The sequence below is a fragment of the Microbulbifer variabilis genome, assembly GCF_052468405.1.
Map to the genome: position 1 here is coordinate 2554677 of NZ_CP174343.1, position 18384 is coordinate 2573060.

The following is an 18384-nucleotide window of genomic DNA, read 5'->3' on the forward strand; positions in this document are numbered from 1 at the left end:
TACCGTAACTGGTAATTACATTGCCACTTAAAGCCGCCACAAAGAGAGTAAGGAGAATAAAAAATGATAATAAAGCAGGATGCGTTAAAGCGTATCTTATCACGCCATCGTAAAATTATTAAAGAACCAGATCCCAGCAATGAAGATCTTGGGCCACTGAAAGAATTTCCGGGAATATGGGAAAATACAGGTGATTTTAAAAACCATGGATGGAATATAATTGCATTGCCATTCTTGGTCTTGGATAAATGTGGCGAAATAGAAAGTACTTATCGACTTCTTGTTAATCAATATAATGAAAAGTTGACATTTAATGCGCTAGACGGCCCGGTACCTAATAGAGGAGTAATTCAACAAACAAAAGAAAACTTAGATCAATTTTTGTTTGCCCTGGAATATGAACAAACAATTACTCAAGTAGCATCTGAAGATTTTCCAAACAGTGGATGCGCGGGTGATCCCGGAGTTGTCATTCATGATGAGCCTGGGCTATGGCTCCACATATTCAATCACACCACCAATAATATTAACATTGCACGTCTTGCAAGCATACCGCACGGCAATTCTGTGCTGGCACTTGGTAGCTACGAAGAATTTAATTGCGCCCCAGTTATTCCTTTTACAGACAGCTTGCCAGTGGGCCACACTAGGGATGTTTGTAAAGGATATTTAGCTCCTTATCGTCACTTTAGTGAGTTCGACATTGATAAAGAATGTATATGCGAATCGAAACCTGCACCTGACCCAAATCAAGGAAAGTTTAGAGGTAAGCTAGATGTATTAGACCCAGCAGCTTTGTTACGTGAAGGCACTCCTCCAAATGTGGTAAAAACCACCAAAATTGAGGTTACTACTCGTATTGAGGATGCTGGTATCGTCAATATTCCGTTCATCGTAAAACACGCGAATGCTACGGAAATGACCTCTACGTTCTGGGTAATGGAGACAGACGACAAAGATGATAAGGGCCGCCCCATTTATGTAATGCAATATATGCAAGTAATTATGCTTGAGTTCTTCCCTCGTCTTGATGGTGAACCCGGTTTGATTAGATGGCCCCATATAAGCTTCAATACAATGCAACGACGTCCATTTGATTGAAAGCTTAAAGGGAAACAAAAAATATGCTTTGCACTAATACTTATCATTTATAGTCAGCATGAGTCTCAAGTACACAAGTTAACGCACTTCAACTAAATTACTGTCGTAGAGGCTCTCACATCTTTATTCTTACCTATATTTTAATCTACATTTTTCCTTTACAACTGACATTTGAGATATGGTTTCTCCATTCAAAGTAAACCACCATCGAATATTTAGTAACCTGGCACAAAAAAAGCCCGCATTAAGCAGGCTTTAGGGTGTTTGGCTTGGAATCTGCGTATTTATCCCAGCATGGGGTTTTTATACAGTTCTGACACAGAGAAAGTCAAGGGTTACTAACTTATTATGCTAAATTTGCAAAGTTCCAAATTACTCTACCATTACACGCATTTCGGCCATTAGCCTAAGCAGGGAATGAATCCTATGTCTAGCTACCCCACTCTAAATGTAATTGCGCCCGACACTTTATTAAACCTATATCGACCAAGCATCGGACCTGATGGAAGTACAGCAATATTTGAAGGATGGGAACAATTCAAAAATGATAAATCTGCAATACTATATTGCATAAATGACCTTAACCAAAATGAGCCAACTCCCTTCCTTAAAACCAACGATCCAGCCCCACAGACACGTAATGACTGGTGCTGGGCTTCAGGTGAAATTGTTTACTGTCAAGGTGAATACTTGAATACGACCAGGTGCGATGGCCTGGAGTCAACAAGATTAAACAACACCAAGAATCTTATTTATGGATCATGGTCTCAAGATGGGTCAACACTGGCTGCAATGAATCAAAATCAAAATTTGAAGCCCCACCCACATACTTGCCTCTACAGTTACAACTCACGGGAAATATCTGTTAGCAATATTAATGGCAAAGACATTGATAACAATAATATGTACGGTGGAATGCCCTCAATAGACCCCACGAACTCCAATACTGTTGCATTTGCCGGGCAGCCGGCAATTGAAACATGGCATCCTAACGAAGATGGCAAGAAAGAAGTTTGCTATAACCAAAATTACAACTATATCTTCTTGAGCATGAGAAAAGTTGATGGAACTTACTTCTCTACGTCATTGGAGCCTGTGGAGCAACTCCAAAATTTTGAACCCAGCTTCCAAGGCCGAGCCCCATCCTGGTCACCCAATGGAAATCGGGTCGCTTTTGAGTCAAATCGTAATTCTTCAACTGGAGACAGCTACCAAATATTTATTTATAACGATTCCGACCCAGCTGGGGCTCCAGTTGCCGTAACCGATCCGAGATTCGATTGCCAACATGCAAAGTGGTTTCCCTGCGGCACAAAACTAATCCTTTCTGTGAAGTCCGAGGGTAAAAATCCTATCTGGCGTATCGCCTGGATTGATATTTCGTCGTATGTTAACTAAGAATAATATTAATCATCACTATTCGTCTGCATGGACAACAAGCTAGTCCAGTTTGAATTCATTATATTGAGTTCACCTGTATCAGTGCTTACTTATATTTAAAGAGTGCGGGAGCTGAGAACCTGCAGCCATTTTCAACCCTCGAATTTTGGACACAAAAAGCCCACGTTGAGCGGGCCTTGGGGTGTCTCGCTAGGGATCTGCATATCTATCCCAGCATGGGGTTTTTATACAGTTCTGACACAGAGAAAGTCAAGGGTTTCCACCCCTCCTATATGGCATGGCGCTGCATTAATTTTTGTTAATTATTAAACTGCCAGTTTAATTTTATAGCTTGACATAATTAACTAAAACAGAACTAATCCCAATAATACCGCTTACTCAAAAAATGGAGAGGACCAATGAAGGCCTACTCGATAATTTTAACGTCAATACTTAATTTAATTTTTTTAAGTAGCACCATCGCCAATGAAAATACAAACAATGTACTGGAGAGTTCTGATTACAATTCTCTAAAATCCATCTCTGATCGCTCAATAGTCAACTCAGACATTTCCCAATCCGACATTGCTCAGCTCGCAAATAGATCAAAGTTTCAAGTTGAAAAATCTAGCGAATATATAAGGGCAGATTTATCCGTTGACGGTATGTCAGCATTAATTATTACGGAAAAATCCAAAAGTAATCCAAACTTCCTAACCATAACTATCCGGGCTGCTAACGCTAACTACAATATCGAACTAGACCCCAAAAACACTAAGTATATAATTTCAGGATATGGCTCAAAACTAGGAGTCGAAGGAAAAATACTTCTTTTCGCCATGATTACGAAAATGACAGAAAAAAAATGGAGCGAATCCGAAAACCCTTACAAATCTATGTCATACAGGATAGTCAACTGGATCGCTGGAATGCCAGCAGGCATGGTAACCCATACTATTGACTCAACAGATAAACCCAAAAAAGGTGAACCTGACTCCAATAACAGATCAATTATTTTGCCAAGAGCACAAAATAACTCATCAACTGAAAGTCATAAAATTCGAGGAATGCTTGGGGACTGCTCTGACCCTTTACTTCCGTGCAATCCTCCCCCAGTACCCGAATGCATTAACATTGGAGATGAGGACGGGATCCTTTATATGACTTGCACTTATCAACTCAAACAAAGTTCTCATGATGCATGTGATTTACATAACTTTCAAAGCTTTACTTCCCATCTTGGCTGCAATATAGAAAAGAATTGCCCCGGTCGATGCGGAGAAAAGTGCGGATCAGATAATTCAGGGAAAGGAACATATTCACAAGACTGTGCTGACCATGATTATTGCTGCTCACAACATGGCGGATGCACATGGGCAACTGGCTCTATTTGTTCTGATGAGTATTGGGAGGCAGATGACGACTATCTATGGGGCAATCAAAATTGTAATGGATGCTCGGCCGTACCGCCCCCGCCTCCGCCTCCCTGTTGTCTTGCAATATCGTCAACTCAAACAATAGTTTGGGGGGGCGGAGCGGACTCAAAGTTTATCGAACTAGACTACGATCTTAGGCGTTTCGAGAAAAGAGATGATAGATCTATATTTTTAGATGAGTGGGCCATTATTAATAGTAACAAAGCTGGCTTTCAGGTAGCGAGTTCCTCCTCACAGGAATTTTCAAATTTTGTGAAATCAAACCAGGAGAACTTTCGAGGAATTAAAGTTAAATCAGGCAAAATTCTTATTATTGAGACCGCAGAGGGCGTTCACAATCAGAATGAAATCCCACATTACAAAATTCCAGAAATAAAAATAGACCTTGGTGACAACATTGATTATGGCAAACATAACTTTTGGTTCCGCGCAGAAGTAAATCAATCAGGAAAAATTGACATATTTCAAATAATTGATGATGGTCAATTTGAAAGCAACAATAAGATAAATTCAATAATCAAAAGCGAGATCGAAAAGTACACACACAAAAATAATGAGCATCGGATGATTTTATATACAAGTGTATCTCTAAAAGATTACACCATGGAAATATCTGAACCAATGATCTCAACTCCACAATGCTGTGCCGCAAACTCTGAAGCAAGTAGCAGCTCAGAGTTGCTACCAAACTGCCCATAACGAGTCTAAAATAAATACATTTTGATTTAATAATTGTTTCACGATTGACACTTAAAGCCGCCTGAAAAAAAGGCGGCTTCCCAACTAAACTTTTAGCATTGAGCCCAAAACCCACCAGCCTACAGCCACCACCGAGCATATAAGCTATTACCAGAGTCTATGAGAGTTAAAATTGATTGATTTAAAAAGGTTTGTCATGGATCTGCATATCTATCCCAGCATGGGGGTTTTATACAGTTCTGACATAAAGAAAGTCAAGAGTTGTACCCACTCTTATTTACCTTCAATATAACTGTATCACCCACAAAGACGAAAATTATATTTTTGAATGAAAACAGCAATTAAAATATATTAAGCAATTGGAAAACGGCAAATCACACCATGAAAACTGATTCAAATATTGTTGAAACACACCCTTTAACCACTCCATAAACACCCTAATAACAGAGGGGCTTCCTTTGTAAATGTTAATGAAGACCTGGAAAATTGTATTAATGCAACCCCTATCAGATCCAATATAAAAAAACGTCATATCTGCCAACCAGGACAACGGCAACAAGTAACCGGACTACACAATGAATCTGCTCACCAGCCACTATAATTCACTCCGACCCAGAAAACGAACTAAGAGAAGGTTTAATCAAGCTCATTTGGCCAATTTTCAAGGATCAGCTTACACATTTAAATTTCAAGTGAAAAATATATTAAACATCTCATGAAAAACTCTTTAAAGCTCCTAACAAAATCCATTTACAACAAACTATCCAGCCTAGCTAGAAACATAAAAGAGAGGTTTGTTGAGGGTATAAAGCGCTGTTATTATCAAAATATCCTCGTGCTTATAAAAATCTGGAAAGATGAATACCCTGAAGGTGACCCAAAGATACATAGCTTTCTTGAGAAGCTTTTATTCCCCTCTATCCTTTTAGCTCGATGCTTATCGGCCTCTAATTTGGTTGCACTCTTAAAGCCAAAGGGTTCACCAGCATATTTCTTATCGATTTATACCTTATTGGGTGGCTCATGGTGTTACTAATGACCCTGTCGCTTGCCCAAATTTTTCCTTATACGTCTACTCTCTTAGCTACTTACCGTATTGCAGATATTATTTCCTATCAGATGTGCATTCTTTTGGTCGATAGTCAACAGAAAACATGGAAATTAGCCTCAATCCGCAGAAGTTTTCTTAGCGCAATGATTAACATCATTGAAATTATAATAGCTTTTGCCATTATATATTTAGTAACAGGCAGCATCGTAAGTAATGATTGCTACGATAAAGTAGTTTCCAGCCCGGTTAACGCCGCATACTTTAGCTTCGTAACTTTTACAACACTAGGATATGGTGATTTCATTCCAAAAAATGAACATGCAAGATTAATTGTCATCACACAAATAACATGCCAAGTTCTATTCTTGTTGGCGGTAGTTCCAGCTCTAGTGTCAAATATCGTATCTCAGTTCAGTAATAGAGAATACAAAAACCCAAATTCACAAGATAAGAATACTAATTAACCTCTAAAAAGATGTTAGACATCCTTTCTCGGTGCTCACTGAGAGCTTGACTTATTTGTAGTAGCGCACGCTCAGGAAGAAAATCTAATAACCTTCCCAAGCGAGCATATAATTTACGCCAATACTGGTCCCACTCATATTTATCACATCGCAGCAACTGTCTGGTTTGACGAAGATTGGCTCGCTTTCCAGTTACATCTCGAAGTGCAAAAGAATGAATACAAAAGAAAGCCAACTGACCAACTTTCAACGGGTCATGAGGCTCACCCCAGCTATAAAATCGCTTCATCATATAATTCAGAAGATAGGCCCGCTCCCGATACCGATTCCCCGGCGGTGCATAAGCAGCCATTCCCCAACAATATGCAAGCTCATCAGTTTCTCTCAATTTGGCTATAGCATGCTGCACCAAACCCTTTTCATAGGCATCCATTACTCGACCGCTACTACCCTTCCCCACTCTAGTTTCAGTTGCATAAACAGTCTGACCTGCCAATCGAGCGGTGACTTTTCCATTCTCATCCCGAATCTCATCAATGTAATGCTTCGGTCCCCGACTCCGCACCGTCTGCCCAGCCAACATTGCCGCATAATCAGATTGCTGAGTGGCTGTATCGAACGCATCATGCCAAGCCTGTCGAGCTGAGTGAAAATTCATTGCTTCACCTTGAAGATTTTTCGGAATATCTTTGATGTGGGTTCTCTATCTCGATACCTCACCTTCCCTGTGTCTTGCCAGCGTAGGTAATCACTACAAGCAAGCTCTTCAACGGCACACTTTCGCCTTTGCTTGCATCCATCGCATGGTGACGGCTCAAACAGGGCGCTCTGCTGGTTGCGAGTTAGTTCGGTATTTCCCCAGCTAGGCATTGGTTACTCCTTTATCAATCCCTTTTCCCGCATCTTGCTTTGGGTTTCGTATAGCGCTCTTAGCTTGCTACGCTCCACCTCAGCCTTTGAGATGTCCGTCTTGCTCCGCCCATCAATAACGTCATGGCAACTGCTACAGCCGTATACACCCCACCAATCAGGAGACTTGCGGGCTAGACCTGCATTGCTGGGCAGGTGGCAAAGCACTACGGTTTCAGGGTTGCTGTTGCAGTGAGGAAACAACCTTAAGGTGCATTCCTCACCGCGCGCTGATTTGCGCAACTTTGTCACCGCAGCTCCTCCATAAGAGTTTTGAAGTAGCCGCTAACGGGGTCAGGAATGGTGATATTCCAGTACTGGTAAACAAACCCGCGCACTTGCTCGACATACTCAGAGAACCGAGCCCGATTCATGGTGGCAGTGCTCTCAAACTCATAGAAGGTCCGCCCCTTGATTTGGTACTCCCGTATTACTCGAAACTTCTTACCGAAAACCCACTTGTGGAGAACATCCCGGGTGTATGGAATTTCTGTCCCGTCATCGCAGGAGATAACAATTCCCGCATCCTCAAGCTGCTGAGCAATGTTTTTATAGATCCACCCATTGAGGAATCTATTTTGCAAGTCGGTTCTCTTTGGTTTGAATTGCTGAACTTGAACAGCCATCGGCTTTTCTTTGTTCGGCTGAATGTTTGCCAGCTCACCAAACATGTGCGCCTTCTGCTCTTCTGTGCGAACGACCCAATATTGCCCTTGCATAGCTAGATACCTAAGCCTTACGCGACTTCTTGCATGCTCTCAAAATAATCCCGAAGCCGTTGCCGAGCCTCGGGCAAGCAGTCCTTGTGAAAGCTACCCAGGTAGTTGATATCGCCCCACTCGATGCGCTGCTGGGTGCGGATGGTGTTTGCAAACATCACATCTACTTGGTCATCTCGCTTAGTGCGGAATACTGCTAGCGGGCTACAAGGCTCAGTGGTTGAGATTCGCTGAAGGGCTTCTGGAATGGTGGCTACGGTCATGGGTATCACTCCTTGATGGTTCTAGGTTTACCAGTTGGTATCAGTGAGTATTTCGGTCACAGATCGGTCTCGGGTCCGCCCCTGCTGCATGGATTGAGCGTGCGGCTGCTGTCCTTGGTTCTCGTGATTTAGCAGCCACTGGAATTGGAATCCTCGCCAACCTCGCTCACAGCAAATGGCAAGACAGTGGTCAACGCTGTAGCCGTGTTGGCTGGCTAGGTGAAACTGCTTAGCAATCTGGTTGACAGCGGTTTGAGTGAGCGGCGCCTTGCGAACTTTTTTCCAGTCCTCCAGAACTTCCTTCCCAGGCTCAGTTGGCCAAGATGAAAAATCTAATCCCCTATTAATATTTTTAGGTTCTTTTAGATTCTTTTTAGATTCGTGGTCCGTTTTTGGTACTGGTCCAGTCCCGTTTTTGGTACTGGTTTTGTCCGTTTTTGGGCCTGGTCCGTTTTTGGGACTAGTACCGTTTTTGGTACTGGTGATTTGGCCAAAATTCAAAGTGAATTGATTGCTGGAGCCGCTCGATTTGAGGCGAATAATCAGGCTAGATTCTTCCAACTGTTCCATTGCAGAAATTACGGTTTTACGGTTGAGACCTGTAGCTTGAGCAATGTACGCAATAGATGGATTACACTGTCCATTTGCTTCATTGTGGCAATTGGCAAGAGATAGCAGCACTAACTTGTGCGTAGACTTCACGCCCTGCTGCCATGCCCAAAAGGTGGCCTCAGCGCTCACAGTTAACCCCCCTTTACTTCAATAAAGTTAGAGGGAGCCTCTGAGACTCTCTGAGGCTCACAAAGTGAATCGACAATATCGCTACATAAGCCAGCCATCTGCTGGCGTCGCTTTTCGTCTGTTTGTAATTCACTGTAATTTTTCGGGGGTTGGGCAGGAATTGTTATACGCGGCTCATTTAGAGTTAGCGCATTAGGAGTTTTATTAGACATAAATTGCCCCTTTATTTTGCTCTTGAAAGTTGCACCGCTTTTGTTTTTTATCGGTACTTCTACGGCTGAGAAATCTAAATCTATTTAGAACGCGCGGACTTTGGAGAGGACCGCCATACCCGTTAGGGCTTCTTTTAAGTCTGTGGGAGTCTGAGCTGTATAAACTGGAAGGCAGGCTTCAATCATGATTCTCAGTAACTGTTCATGGCCTATGCCCAATTCCATAGCTCTGGACTTAAGCTGGTCGAAGTCAGACTGCTTAATCCTTAAATTGCATTTCCTTAAACTCGTCTCCATTGCTGTTACCTGAATCATCCTTGGTTTGAAAAGTTGCTTTTAGCTCTTCGGTTGTTAGTGAAGCCAATCAGTCCTACTGCCAGAGGTCTGGCCGCGCCTCGGGGCGACTCACCTGCCCGCCACTTGCGGATACAAACCTTTTGGCAAGACTTGGTCCCAGACGACGGTGCCCGCCTCGAACTAGGTTCAGGTAGCCAAGTGTCGTGCCTATCTTCTCTGCGAAGCTTGCACGTTCTCTTTGGCTCATTGGTGTCAGGAATTCGATTGGTGTCATGCTTAAAATGTATCTTATTGATACATTTTAAGCAATCTTTGATAAACTAGACTTGTGGTAAAGTGCGCCACAATGAATCATTCTGGCCAATTGATTGGGCTTCCTGGGTTTATCAAAATGATGTGAGCAAATAAAAATGGTCTACAGGCGCGCACGAATGGAAGTTAGCAATATCAGGCTTGAGAATACCCGACAGCTCTCCAAAGAGTTCAATAGTCTCAAGGAATTCGCTGTGGCATTAGATATGCAGCCCTCCCAGCTTTCCCAGCTAATCGGCCCCAATCCCCGCCGCAGTATTGGCTCTACAGTCGCTAGGCGAATCGAATCTACCTGTGGTCGTGAAAAAGGTTGGCTTGATGTAATACATAGAGAGACTGGGGATGCCGTAACTACAAACAAAGGCATTAACCTCGATTTACTTGTCGATTGCATCACAGCTGTAGAGGAGAAGGTAACTGAACTAGGCATTAAGAGTATGCCGGTAGAGGCTAGAGCCAGAGCAATCACCACTGTTTACGCTTATACAGAGCAATCCCAGTCCACAGAGGTTATGGACCCGACTTTTGCGATTCGCATGGTTTATCGAGGGGAGTAGAGAACTCCCAATCCAAGCAGAACTCCTCCTGAGCCACCTTGGTGCAACTACGAAATTTGATGCAATCGCCACACTGATATCCGGCCCACCTTAACCCCTCCTTGATTGCATCAATCACAATTAAACTATCGCCCCTCTTCTGCTCTCGCAGCTCCCTGAATAGACGACTCACGTTGCCTCCCGTCCATAGGTCCCCGTGTGACCTGAAGAGATTAACACCCGAAATAAAATCGAAAAGGAGGCATAATCAATCATTTTGATAACTTATGCGTGATAAATCCCGCAAATCCGCTAAATATTGTATCCCGGATGACGCAAAACCTCACACCCGGCCAGGTGATTCACCGAGCCAGAAAGTCAAAGAAAATGAGCCAGGAAAGACTAGGCAAGCTCCTAGGACTGGAGCGCGGCGCTATCAGGGACCTTGAAAGAGGAAAGAAAAACTCACTTACATTTCAGCAGTTTTCCACGCTTTACCGTGAGTTCTCTATAACACCTAACGATATCCTCGGCATACATTCAGATGTGGACACCTCGGATGAGGAAGCTCTTTCATTGGCTATCGGGCGAGCAGCGCCAGAAATTTCAACGTTAATACTCAAGAAGTTACACGCCAGAAAGATAAAATAATTTATCTTTAATGTTGCATGACTTTATCATTGTGATACATTTATCTCAGACGCTACATGAGGACAAGGAAATGTACACAGCCAGCTCAACCACCCCCGCCGAAGACTCTCTCAGAAGTTATGAGCGTCAGCAAGACTCTCTGCCAGATGAAGGGGCAATTCAAAAAGCCAAGACAGAGAACCTAGCTGCCGATTTTTTCCTGCGCCGTATCCTCACAAAAGATGGCCGCCTATCTAGAGCCGAAGCCAACTGCCATAGCCGGTTTACCGAAATAGCGAACGACGAACTTGGAGAAGATGAGCTTGGAAAAATCTTCAAGCTCGCTGAAGAGGATGGTTGCGCTGCGGGAGTTGAGATTAAAAGGCTGGCCAAGCAATACGCAATACAAATGGCTAAAGGGTGTCGCGAAGATTTAGAAATTGCAGCTCGCAACACTGGATACCTCGACGAGCGGGAAGGCTTTTAAGCCCTCCCCTCTCTAATCAAAGGAGTGAGCAAAATGTCTGAGAATCTAAGCATCTGGCAGCGAGTAAAGAAAACTGACGCTCGCTTTGTAAAAGAGTCAACGCTAGAAGGCCGCAAAACTGCCAGCATCAACCATATAGCCATGGTTGAAAAAGCTACCGAAATATGGGGGCCAATTGGTATTGGCTGGGGTTATGAAATTGTCGAAGAGCGTGATGATAAAGGCGCGCCAATATTTGTAGAGGGTCAGGAAATTGGCCATAACCTCACCCACACAATCAGGCTGCGTCTCTGGTACATGATCGATGGAGTGCGCGGTCATGTAGAAAACTACGGCCATACACCTCGTATCTATTGGTCACATAAAAATAAGTATTTTGTCGAAGATAAAGAGGCAGCTAAAAAGTCCCTTTCTGACGCCCTCAAAAAATGCTTCTCCTTCCTCGGATTCTCCGCAGATATTTATAGCGGCGAATGGGATGACCCCGAATACCGCCAGGAGCGTCAGTTAGAAAGCCAAATCGACAAAGCAGAAGACAAAGACTCTGCGCGAGACAAGCAAACCAAAGAGCTTACCGAGTACGTCCAGAAACACCTGGAAACACTGAAAAGCTCTCGTCGTCTTCATGAGGCCGCCGGAATATTCAAAACCTCAATCAAACACCTTGAGCGGCAAGGAAATATGCCACACCTCACTGATGTCGCCAAAAAAGGAATTACCGCTCTCACCCAAACCTACGAAGCACAAAAGGAAAGCCTCAAAGGAGCTGCATAATGACCGCCTTAAAACTCTATGAAATCACCGACCAAGCCCGCGAGCTGAAGCAACTAGCCGAAGATAACGACATGACGCCGGCAGACATTGCCGACACTCTGGAAGGTATCGAACTTGAATTCAATGAGAAGGCTATCCAGATAGGAAATCTCCTCATGAACTTCACCCCCTTCGAAAAGGGGCTTGATGATGAAATTAAGCGGTTACAAGCCAAGAAAAAAGCTCTGCAAAACCGCCGCAATTCAATCACCGAATATCTCAGCTTCAATATGCAGGAATGCGGAATCAAGAAAATTGAATGCCCGGTGTTCACGATCTCTCTCAAGAAGGCCGCACCTAAGGCTGAAATTGAGAATGAAGATGCCCTACCCGGTGAATTCGTCACCGTGAAAAACACATTCACACCCGACAAGAAAGCCATATTGGCCGCCCTGAAAAAAGGCCAGGAAATTCCAGGGGCACGGTTGGCCGAAGCCAGACCTGCCTTACAAATACGTTAGCGCGTGGGTCTTGCGCCGCTAGTACAGGGCGCTTTTTTGAAGGAGCCAATCATGGCTAGAGGAATCAACAAAGTAATTCTTATCGGCAACCTGGGTAGTGACCCAGAAACTATGTATGCGCCCAGCGGTGGAGCTGTAACCAAAGTTAGTCTAGCTACTAGCGAAAGCTGGAAGGATAAGCAGACCGGCCAGCAGCAGGAGCGCACCGAGTGGCACCGCGTGGTGTTCTTTAATCGTCTTGCAGAAATAGCCGGGGAATACCTGCGTAAAGGTTCAAAAGTTTATATCGAAGGCTCACTTCGCACGCGAAAGTGGCAGGACAAGAACACAGGCCAGGACCGCTACACCACCGAGATTGTCGCGGCAGAAATGCAAATGCTGGACGGACAGCAGGACAGCCCACAGCAAGGCCAAGGGCACCGGCAGAATCAGTGCGCACACAACGCTATGGGCGGAGCAAGTGACTTCAGCCAGCGGCATGGTGAGCCACCACGATTCTAACCACCAACCTGGGCCGCTAGTGAAGGGCCCCTAACGGGGGTCACATGGAGATTTCAAAACTGCCTCTTAATATACAGGCGAGTAAAGTTATCAAAGAGGTAAATAATTTTATTTTTACATTTGAGCAACTTAAAAGTCGCAAGCCAATACAAGTAGCAATCCGTAAGGATAAATTTCTTCAAGTTGAGCGCGCGGTAATTGCACAGCTGCGCAGGCAGACAGAAAACAAAGCTGCAGCAAAGGATATTAAGGCGCCAGAAGAAATAAAAATAAATGGTGTTTTGATTTACCCATATGCGGCGTAAAAGAAATCGAAGGGATTTGATATGCAACAGCGCACTACCCACAGTAATAATCAACTCATGTACTGGAAGGATTGGGTGCGGGAAAGTTTCGCCGGCACTCAGCCTGCACGTGAAACCGTTATTAAGTGGGTTTCTGCTGGAGAGGTATCCGGCCGCTGGTTAGGTGATAGATTATATATTTACCGAAATGGGTTTCATGACCCTTACACAATACGCACGGAAGAGCGTACGGCAGTAGAAGCTGAACCAATCTCACCGCTACTAGCGCGCAGATAACACGGAAGAAAATAATGGCTAGACCAAGGAAACCTAGGTATGTGGACGGTCTGGAGTTGCCAGAAAACCTCTATACCGACCCCAAAAAGCGGGCAAACTATTGGCGCTATATTCGCCCTGATGGTTCCAGCCTCACATTCCACGGCACCACCGCCGAAGCGATTCGTCAGGCAAAGCAGGCCAACCGGCAGCGCGACCTCTATGAGCGTCAGCCAGCAACAACGGATACCGTTTGGACTGCGCGAGCAGGAAGCCTGCTGGACCGCTACAGCGACTGGGTTGCCTGGATGGAACTAAACCACCCCAAACAGGCCACAGTTGCACGCTGGAGCCAAAAGCGCCGCTATGTTGAGCGTATGTGCGAACAGCTTAAAAACCCTATGCCGCATGAGCTAACGCTGACAATGGTTCGCGACTGGTGGGAATCGCAAGATTATCATCCCCAACGAAATAGCCGTGCTGCCCTGCGCAGCTTTATTAATTATTTAATGCTGGAGGGCTCGGTTCCAAAACTTACATTTAATCCATTTAACACCAGTGACGAAGCCCCTAAATTAATTCCAAGGCAACGACCGGAAAAAGTACGTCAACGGCTTACCCTGCAAGATTTCTGGCGCATACACGACGCAGCTGGCGAGCTGGGTTATACAGGTCTGCAAATTGCTATGGATTTATCACTGCTTACAACTATGCGCCGCGGTGATGTGTGCAGCTTACGGCTGGACAAGCATGTAACCGATGCAGGGATTGATAAAGGGGTAGAGAAATCAATTAATCAACGCGGCGAAGAAAGAGCTACATATCTGCGCTGGTCTTACAATCATCACCCTGGATTACGCCAAGTAATTAACCAAGCCCGACAGCTCTCCCTGCAAAATTATCGATGCCCTTTTGCGGTTTCATATCAACCAAAGAAAAGACAACCCCGAGCAAAGCAAGATGAGCATTGGTGTAGATTGATGCCAGCAAGGCTATCAAACCAATTTAAAGATGCACGAGACGCCGCAGAGGTTCGCCAGGACTTACCCAGCAGCGCCAGGCCGACATTTCACGAGGTGCGCGCCCTAGCCTCTCACCTGCTTAAGAAATCCGGTCACAGCCCGGAAGAGATTGCCGAAATATGCGCCCATACGGATGCAGAAATTACTGAGAAGTTTTATCTCGGAGGGCATGAGCGGGAATACAAAGAAGTGGGTATCAGCATCGACCCGAAATTACTGATGCGGAAGTGATTGAGAGTTTTTGTACGGGGTTTTTGTACGCTTGAGAATTGGTTTTTGTACGCTCAATCGGGAAAAGTGGCTGAAAGCCGCATGAGATATAAAGAAAGATGGTCGGAGCGGCCGGATTTGAACCGACGACCACCACACCCCCAGTGTGGTGCGCTACCAGGCTGCGCTACGCTCCGATTTTGAAAAATCGCTCACTTCGCTAAGTGATTGATTTTTAAAGACATCGTGTTCCGATGTGGCGTGAATCATACCGGACTAGCAGTGGATTGCAAGCCCGGATTAGTGATTTTAGAAATTATTTTCCCCTTCCAGCAGGGCCACCACATCTTTGAGTTCTGCAATCACTTCTGGCAGTACCTGCTGTAGTTGTACCACCTCTGCCCGCTCGCTGCCGGTCTCTATCTGCAGGCGGGCCCCTCCAATGGTATAGCCCTCTTCGTACAGGAGCGCACGAATCTGGCGGATCATGATGACATCCTGATGTTGGTAATAACGGCGATTACCACGGCGCTTTACAGGCTTCAGCTGAGGGAATTCCTGTTCCCAGTAACGCAGGACATGGGGTTTAACGGCGCATAATTCACTCACCTCTCCAATGGTGAAATAGCGCTTTCCAGGAATTGCAGGTAGCTGAGCGTTATTGCTCGGTTCCAGCATATTCTTCTACTCGTGCCTTGAGTTTTTGCCCTGGTTTGAAGGTAACTACCCTGCGGGCTGAGATGGGAATTTCTTCGCCGGTTTTCGGGTTACGGCCTGGCCGCTGGCTTTTGTCGCGCAGGTCGAAATTGCCAAAGCCCGAGAGCTTGACCTGCTCGTTATTTTCCAGCGCATTGCGGATTTCCTCGAAGAAGTACTCGACGATCTCTTTCGCTTCGCGCTTGTTAAAGCCCAGCTCTTCGTACAGTTTCTCGGCGAGCCCGGCCTTGGTCAGTGCCTCTGTCATTGGATCCTACCAATTGATTCAGAGGCGTCGACTCCAGATCGGAAGCGGCCCAAACCGCGGCGGCTTCAACCCGGTAGCAGACGCTCTCGGGGTGCAATTCAGCCTGCACCCGAGAGCATCATGCCCTGCTAGCGCAGACTAGCGTTATATTTTTCTTCTAGTTTACCGACCACCGCATCTATAGCGGCATTGATTTCGTCGTCATTAAGGGTGCGCGACGAATGCTGAAAGGTCAACCCCAAAGCGACACTTTTTCTATTTAAATCAATGCCTTTGCCCTGGTAGACATCAAATATTTTGAGGTCGGTCAAGGTTTCGCCGGCTACTTCGACGGCGGTTTCCACCAAGCTGGCGGCAGGAACATCGGCATCGATCAATAAAGCCAGGTCGCGGCGCACTTCCGGGAACTTGGATAGCGGGCGGAATGCAGGCACTTTGCCCTCTCCTATCGCTTCCAGGCTCAACTCAAATACGAAGGCGGGCTTGGACAGATCCAGCTTCTTCTGCAGCTGAGGGTGCAGAGCGCCAATAACCCCTACTTCGCGGTCGCCACGCATGATCTTGGCGGTTTGGCCTGGGTGCAGTGCGGGGTGCTGGCCGGCAACAAAGCGGAACTCATTGGCGGCGCCAGTACGTGCCAGCAGGGCTTCCACATCAGCTTTCACATCGTAGAAGTCCACACTGTCTTTACTGCCCGTCCAGTTCTCTGCGTAACGGTTGCCATAAGCCAGGCCCGCGATCATCTGCTCCTGGTGCAGCTCGGCACCAGGTACAAAACGCAGGCCGGTTTCAAACAGGCGCACACGATTCTGCTGGCGGTTGAGGTTATATTGCAGTGCTTTACAGAGGCCTGGCAGCAAGGTGGTACGCATAACCGCCAGTTCGGCACTGATCGGGTTTTGCAGGGCCACCGGGTCGGCTTCCGGATCAAACAGGGCGGCGTTGTCGCTATCGATAAAGCTGAAGGTGATCGCTTCGTAGTAGCCGCGGCTCAGCAGGGTTTGCTCGAGGTTGTCCTGGGCAACCATGCTCTCTGGGCGCGGGGCAATTTCCAGTTCAGCGGTAAAGCTTTCGCTGGGGATACGGTTGTAGCCGTACACACGCGCCAGCTCTTCCAGCAGGTCTGCTTCTATGGCGATATCGAAACGGAAGCTGGGTGCGAGGAAGGTCCAGCCTTCATCATTCTGATCGATCTTTTCCAGTCCCAGACGGGTGAGGATATCGACGATTTCGTCATCGGCCAGCTGAATACCCAGGCCCTGCTCTACCCGCGCGCGGCGCAGGGTGATATGACGCTCGGCGGGCATGGTTTCAGTCAGCTCGCGCAGATGTACTGGGCCGGGCTCGCCGCCGACGATATCCAGCAGCAGCTGGGTAGCGCGCTCAACCGCTTTCTCTTGCAGGTGGTAGTCCACGCCGCGCTCAAAGCGGTGGGAGGAATCCGTGTGCAGGCCGTAGGAGCGGGCCTTGCCGGCAATCGCCAGCGGATTGAAGAAGGCGCTCTCCAGGAAGATGTGCTGGGTACCTTCGGTAACAGAGGAATCCAGGCCGCCCATAATACCGGCCATGGCCAAAGGCTTTTCTTCGTCGGCAATAACCAGGGTGCCTTCCTGCAGTTTTACTTCCTGGCCATCCAGCAGGGTCAGTTCTTCACCGTGCTCAGCCATAAGCACTTTGATACCGCCGGAGAGCTTTTCCAAGTCAAAGGCGTGCATGGGTTGGCCGAGTTCCAGCAGGACGTAGTTGGTGACATCCACTACCGGGTCGATGCTGCGCAGGCCGCTGCGGCGCAGGCGCTCCTGCATCCACAGGGGCGTCTGGGCTTTGATATCAATATTGCGAATTATCCGGCCTACATAGCGTGGGCAGGCAGATTCCGCCAGCAGGGATACCGGCAGGCTTTCTTCAATCTGCTGGGGTACCGGGGCAATTTCAGGGCCCTGAACGGCGCAGCGGTTCAGCACGCCCACTTCGCGGGCAATACCGGCAACACCGAGACAGTCGGAACGGTTCGGGGTGAGATCCACTTCGATGGTCTCGTCGTCCAGCTGCAGGTATTCACGCAGGTCGGTGCCGGTGGGGGCGTCTTCCGGCAGCTCCCAGATACCGTCGTTGTCTTCGCCCAGTTCCAGTTCAGTCTGTGCGCAGAGCATGCCAAAGCTCTCTACACCGCGCAGCTTGGCTTTCTTGATTTTAAAATCGCCCGGCAGCTTGGCGCCTACCAGGGCAAAAGGAATTTTGATACCCACACGCGCGTTGGGAGCACCGCACACCACTTGCATTTCACCTTCAGGGTGACCGGCTACTTTACACACGCGCAGTTTATCTGCATCGGGGTGTTGTTCACAGGCGATAATCTCACCCACCACCACTCCGGAAAAATCACCCGCTACTTTTTCTATGCCATCCACTTCCAGGCCGGCCATGGTGATTTGATCGGCCAGTTCCTGAGTGGTGAGTTCCGGGTTTACCCATTCCCGCAACCAGGAGTTGCTGATTTTCATAGTTGATCTCTTTCTGTATTCCGTCAGCGCAGCTCTGTGCGCATTTTGCCTGGGGCCTTTTCGCCGCTCAGGCCTCCACAATTCGATTGCTGCTGCGAACAGCCTGAGCCAT

The 18384-nt window shown here is 46.7% G+C and carries 23 protein-coding genes and 1 tRNA gene; 13 read left to right on the plus strand and 11 right to left on the minus strand.

All coding sequences use genetic code 11. From position 1 onward, the window contains the following. Positions 1-63 precede the first annotated feature (63 nt). From ACJJJB_RS11730 to ACJJJB_RS11745, 4 genes are all read left to right on the plus strand, one after another. Positions 64-1101, plus strand: a complete 1038-nt coding sequence (locus ACJJJB_RS11730; RefSeq protein ID WP_445364966.1) for a heme-binding protein — start codon at positions 64-66, stop codon at positions 1099-1101. Positions 1102-1527: 426 nt separating this feature from the next. Continuing rightward, positions 1528-2499: a TolB family protein gene (locus ACJJJB_RS11735; protein WP_444946436.1), complete on the plus strand. Its 972-nt coding sequence runs from the start codon at positions 1528-1530 to the stop codon at positions 2497-2499. 401 nt (positions 2500-2900) lie between these two features. Then, complete coding sequence (locus ACJJJB_RS11740; protein WP_444946435.1) at positions 2901-4616, plus strand: hypothetical protein; 1716 nt, start codon at positions 2901-2903, stop codon at positions 4614-4616. 1035 nt (positions 4617-5651) lie between these two features. Further along, entirely contained in the window at positions 5652-6131 is a 480-nt protein-coding gene (locus tag ACJJJB_RS11745) for an ion channel (RefSeq protein WP_444946434.1), read from the plus strand. On the opposite strand, the gene ACJJJB_RS11750 is transcribed toward ACJJJB_RS11745, so the two are convergent. The 7 genes from ACJJJB_RS11750 to ACJJJB_RS11780 form a co-directional block, all read right to left on the minus strand. Continuing rightward, entirely contained in the window at positions 6124-6789 is a 666-nt protein-coding gene (locus tag ACJJJB_RS11750; protein ID WP_444946433.1) for a hypothetical protein, read from the minus strand. The genes ACJJJB_RS11745 and ACJJJB_RS11750 overlap by 8 nt on opposite strands. Before the next feature lie 215 nt (positions 6790-7004). Next, complete coding sequence (locus tag ACJJJB_RS11755; RefSeq protein WP_444946432.1) at positions 7005-7292, minus strand: nuclease domain-containing protein; 288 nt, start codon at positions 7290-7292, stop codon at positions 7005-7007. Next, positions 7289-7759 carry a recombination protein NinB gene (locus tag ACJJJB_RS11760; RefSeq protein ID WP_444946431.1) on the minus strand — a complete coding sequence of 157 codons (471 nt, stop codon included), beginning with the start codon at positions 7757-7759 and terminating at the stop codon, positions 7289-7291. The genes ACJJJB_RS11755 and ACJJJB_RS11760 overlap by 4 nt, the downstream gene beginning before the upstream one ends. Positions 7760-7776: 17 nt before the next feature. Then, positions 7777-8022 carry a hypothetical protein gene (locus ACJJJB_RS11765; protein ID WP_444946430.1) on the minus strand — a complete coding sequence of 82 codons (246 nt, stop codon included), beginning with the start codon at positions 8020-8022 and terminating at the stop codon, positions 7777-7779. A 27-nt stretch (positions 8023-8049) separates the two neighbouring features. Next, positions 8050-8763, minus strand: a complete 714-nt coding sequence (locus ACJJJB_RS11770) for a helix-turn-helix domain-containing protein (RefSeq protein ID WP_444941227.1) — start codon at positions 8761-8763, stop codon at positions 8050-8052. Positions 8764-8765: 2 nt separating this feature from the next. Continuing rightward, positions 8766-8975 (minus strand): hypothetical protein, encoded by a 210-nt coding sequence (locus ACJJJB_RS11775; RefSeq protein WP_444946429.1) that lies wholly within the window; start codon positions 8973-8975, stop codon positions 8766-8768. Positions 8976-9345: 370 nt separating this feature from the next. Continuing rightward, positions 9346-9546: a hypothetical protein gene (locus tag ACJJJB_RS11780; protein WP_444901221.1), complete on the minus strand. Its 201-nt coding sequence runs from the start codon at positions 9544-9546 to the stop codon at positions 9346-9348. Positions 9547-9703: 157 nt separating this feature from the next. Here ACJJJB_RS11780 and ACJJJB_RS11785 point away from each other — a divergent pair, with 157 nt between their 5' ends. The 9 genes from ACJJJB_RS11785 (at position 9704) to ACJJJB_RS11825 (ending at position 14825) form a co-directional block, all read left to right on the plus strand. Continuing rightward, positions 9704-10141: a hypothetical protein gene (locus ACJJJB_RS11785; protein WP_444946428.1), complete on the plus strand. Its 438-nt coding sequence runs from the start codon at positions 9704-9706 to the stop codon at positions 10139-10141. A 309-nt stretch (positions 10142-10450) separates the two neighbouring features. After that, a complete protein-coding gene (locus ACJJJB_RS11790; protein WP_444901219.1) occupies positions 10451-10771 on the plus strand; it encodes a helix-turn-helix transcriptional regulator in 321 nt (106 codons plus the stop codon). 70 nt (positions 10772-10841) lie between these two features. Continuing rightward, positions 10842-11237 carry a hypothetical protein gene (locus ACJJJB_RS11795; RefSeq protein WP_444901218.1) on the plus strand — a complete coding sequence of 132 codons (396 nt, stop codon included), beginning with the start codon at positions 10842-10844 and terminating at the stop codon, positions 11235-11237. Positions 11238-11270: 33 nt separating this feature from the next. After that, positions 11271-12011, plus strand: coding sequence for a hypothetical protein (locus ACJJJB_RS11800; RefSeq protein WP_445364967.1), 741 nt, complete (start codon positions 11271-11273; stop codon positions 12009-12011). Then, positions 12011-12511 carry a siphovirus Gp157 family protein gene (locus tag ACJJJB_RS11805; protein ID WP_282952953.1) on the plus strand — a complete coding sequence of 167 codons (501 nt, stop codon included), beginning with the start codon at positions 12011-12013 and terminating at the stop codon, positions 12509-12511. The genes ACJJJB_RS11800 and ACJJJB_RS11805 overlap by 1 nt, the downstream gene beginning before the upstream one ends. 51 nt (positions 12512-12562) lie before the next feature. After that, positions 12563-13012 (plus strand): single-stranded DNA-binding protein, encoded by a 450-nt coding sequence (ssb, locus tag ACJJJB_RS11810; protein ID WP_445364968.1) that lies wholly within the window; start codon positions 12563-12565, stop codon positions 13010-13012. 44 nt (positions 13013-13056) lie between these two features. Continuing rightward, positions 13057-13317 carry a hypothetical protein gene (locus ACJJJB_RS11815; protein WP_445364969.1) on the plus strand — a complete coding sequence of 87 codons (261 nt, stop codon included), beginning with the start codon at positions 13057-13059 and terminating at the stop codon, positions 13315-13317. A gap of 21 nt (positions 13318-13338) precedes the next feature. Beyond that, positions 13339-13593, plus strand: a complete 255-nt coding sequence (locus ACJJJB_RS11820) for a hypothetical protein (RefSeq protein WP_445364970.1) — start codon at positions 13339-13341, stop codon at positions 13591-13593. Between the two features lie 14 nt (positions 13594-13607). Beyond that, positions 13608-14825 (plus strand): site-specific integrase, encoded by a 1218-nt coding sequence (locus tag ACJJJB_RS11825; protein ID WP_445364971.1) that lies wholly within the window; start codon positions 13608-13610, stop codon positions 14823-14825. A 99-nt stretch (positions 14826-14924) separates the two neighbouring features. On the opposite strand, the gene ACJJJB_RS11830 is transcribed toward ACJJJB_RS11825, so the two are convergent. From ACJJJB_RS11830 to pheT, 4 genes are all read right to left on the minus strand, one after another. Beyond that, a tRNA-Pro gene (locus tag ACJJJB_RS11830) sits at positions 14925-15001 on the minus strand. 112 nt (positions 15002-15113) lie between these two features. Further along, positions 15114-15482, minus strand: coding sequence for a MerR family transcriptional regulator (locus tag ACJJJB_RS11835; protein WP_020413346.1), 369 nt, complete (start codon positions 15480-15482; stop codon positions 15114-15116). Continuing rightward, positions 15463-15768: an integration host factor subunit alpha gene (gene ihfA / locus ACJJJB_RS11840; RefSeq protein ID WP_020413347.1), complete on the minus strand. Its 306-nt coding sequence runs from the start codon at positions 15766-15768 to the stop codon at positions 15463-15465. Before ihfA ends, ACJJJB_RS11835 begins: the two co-directional genes overlap by 20 nt. Before the next feature lie 128 nt (positions 15769-15896). Continuing rightward, positions 15897-18272, minus strand: a complete 2376-nt coding sequence (pheT, locus tag ACJJJB_RS11845) for a phenylalanine--tRNA ligase subunit beta (protein ID WP_445364972.1) — start codon at positions 18270-18272, stop codon at positions 15897-15899. Positions 18273-18384 lie beyond the last annotated feature (112 nt).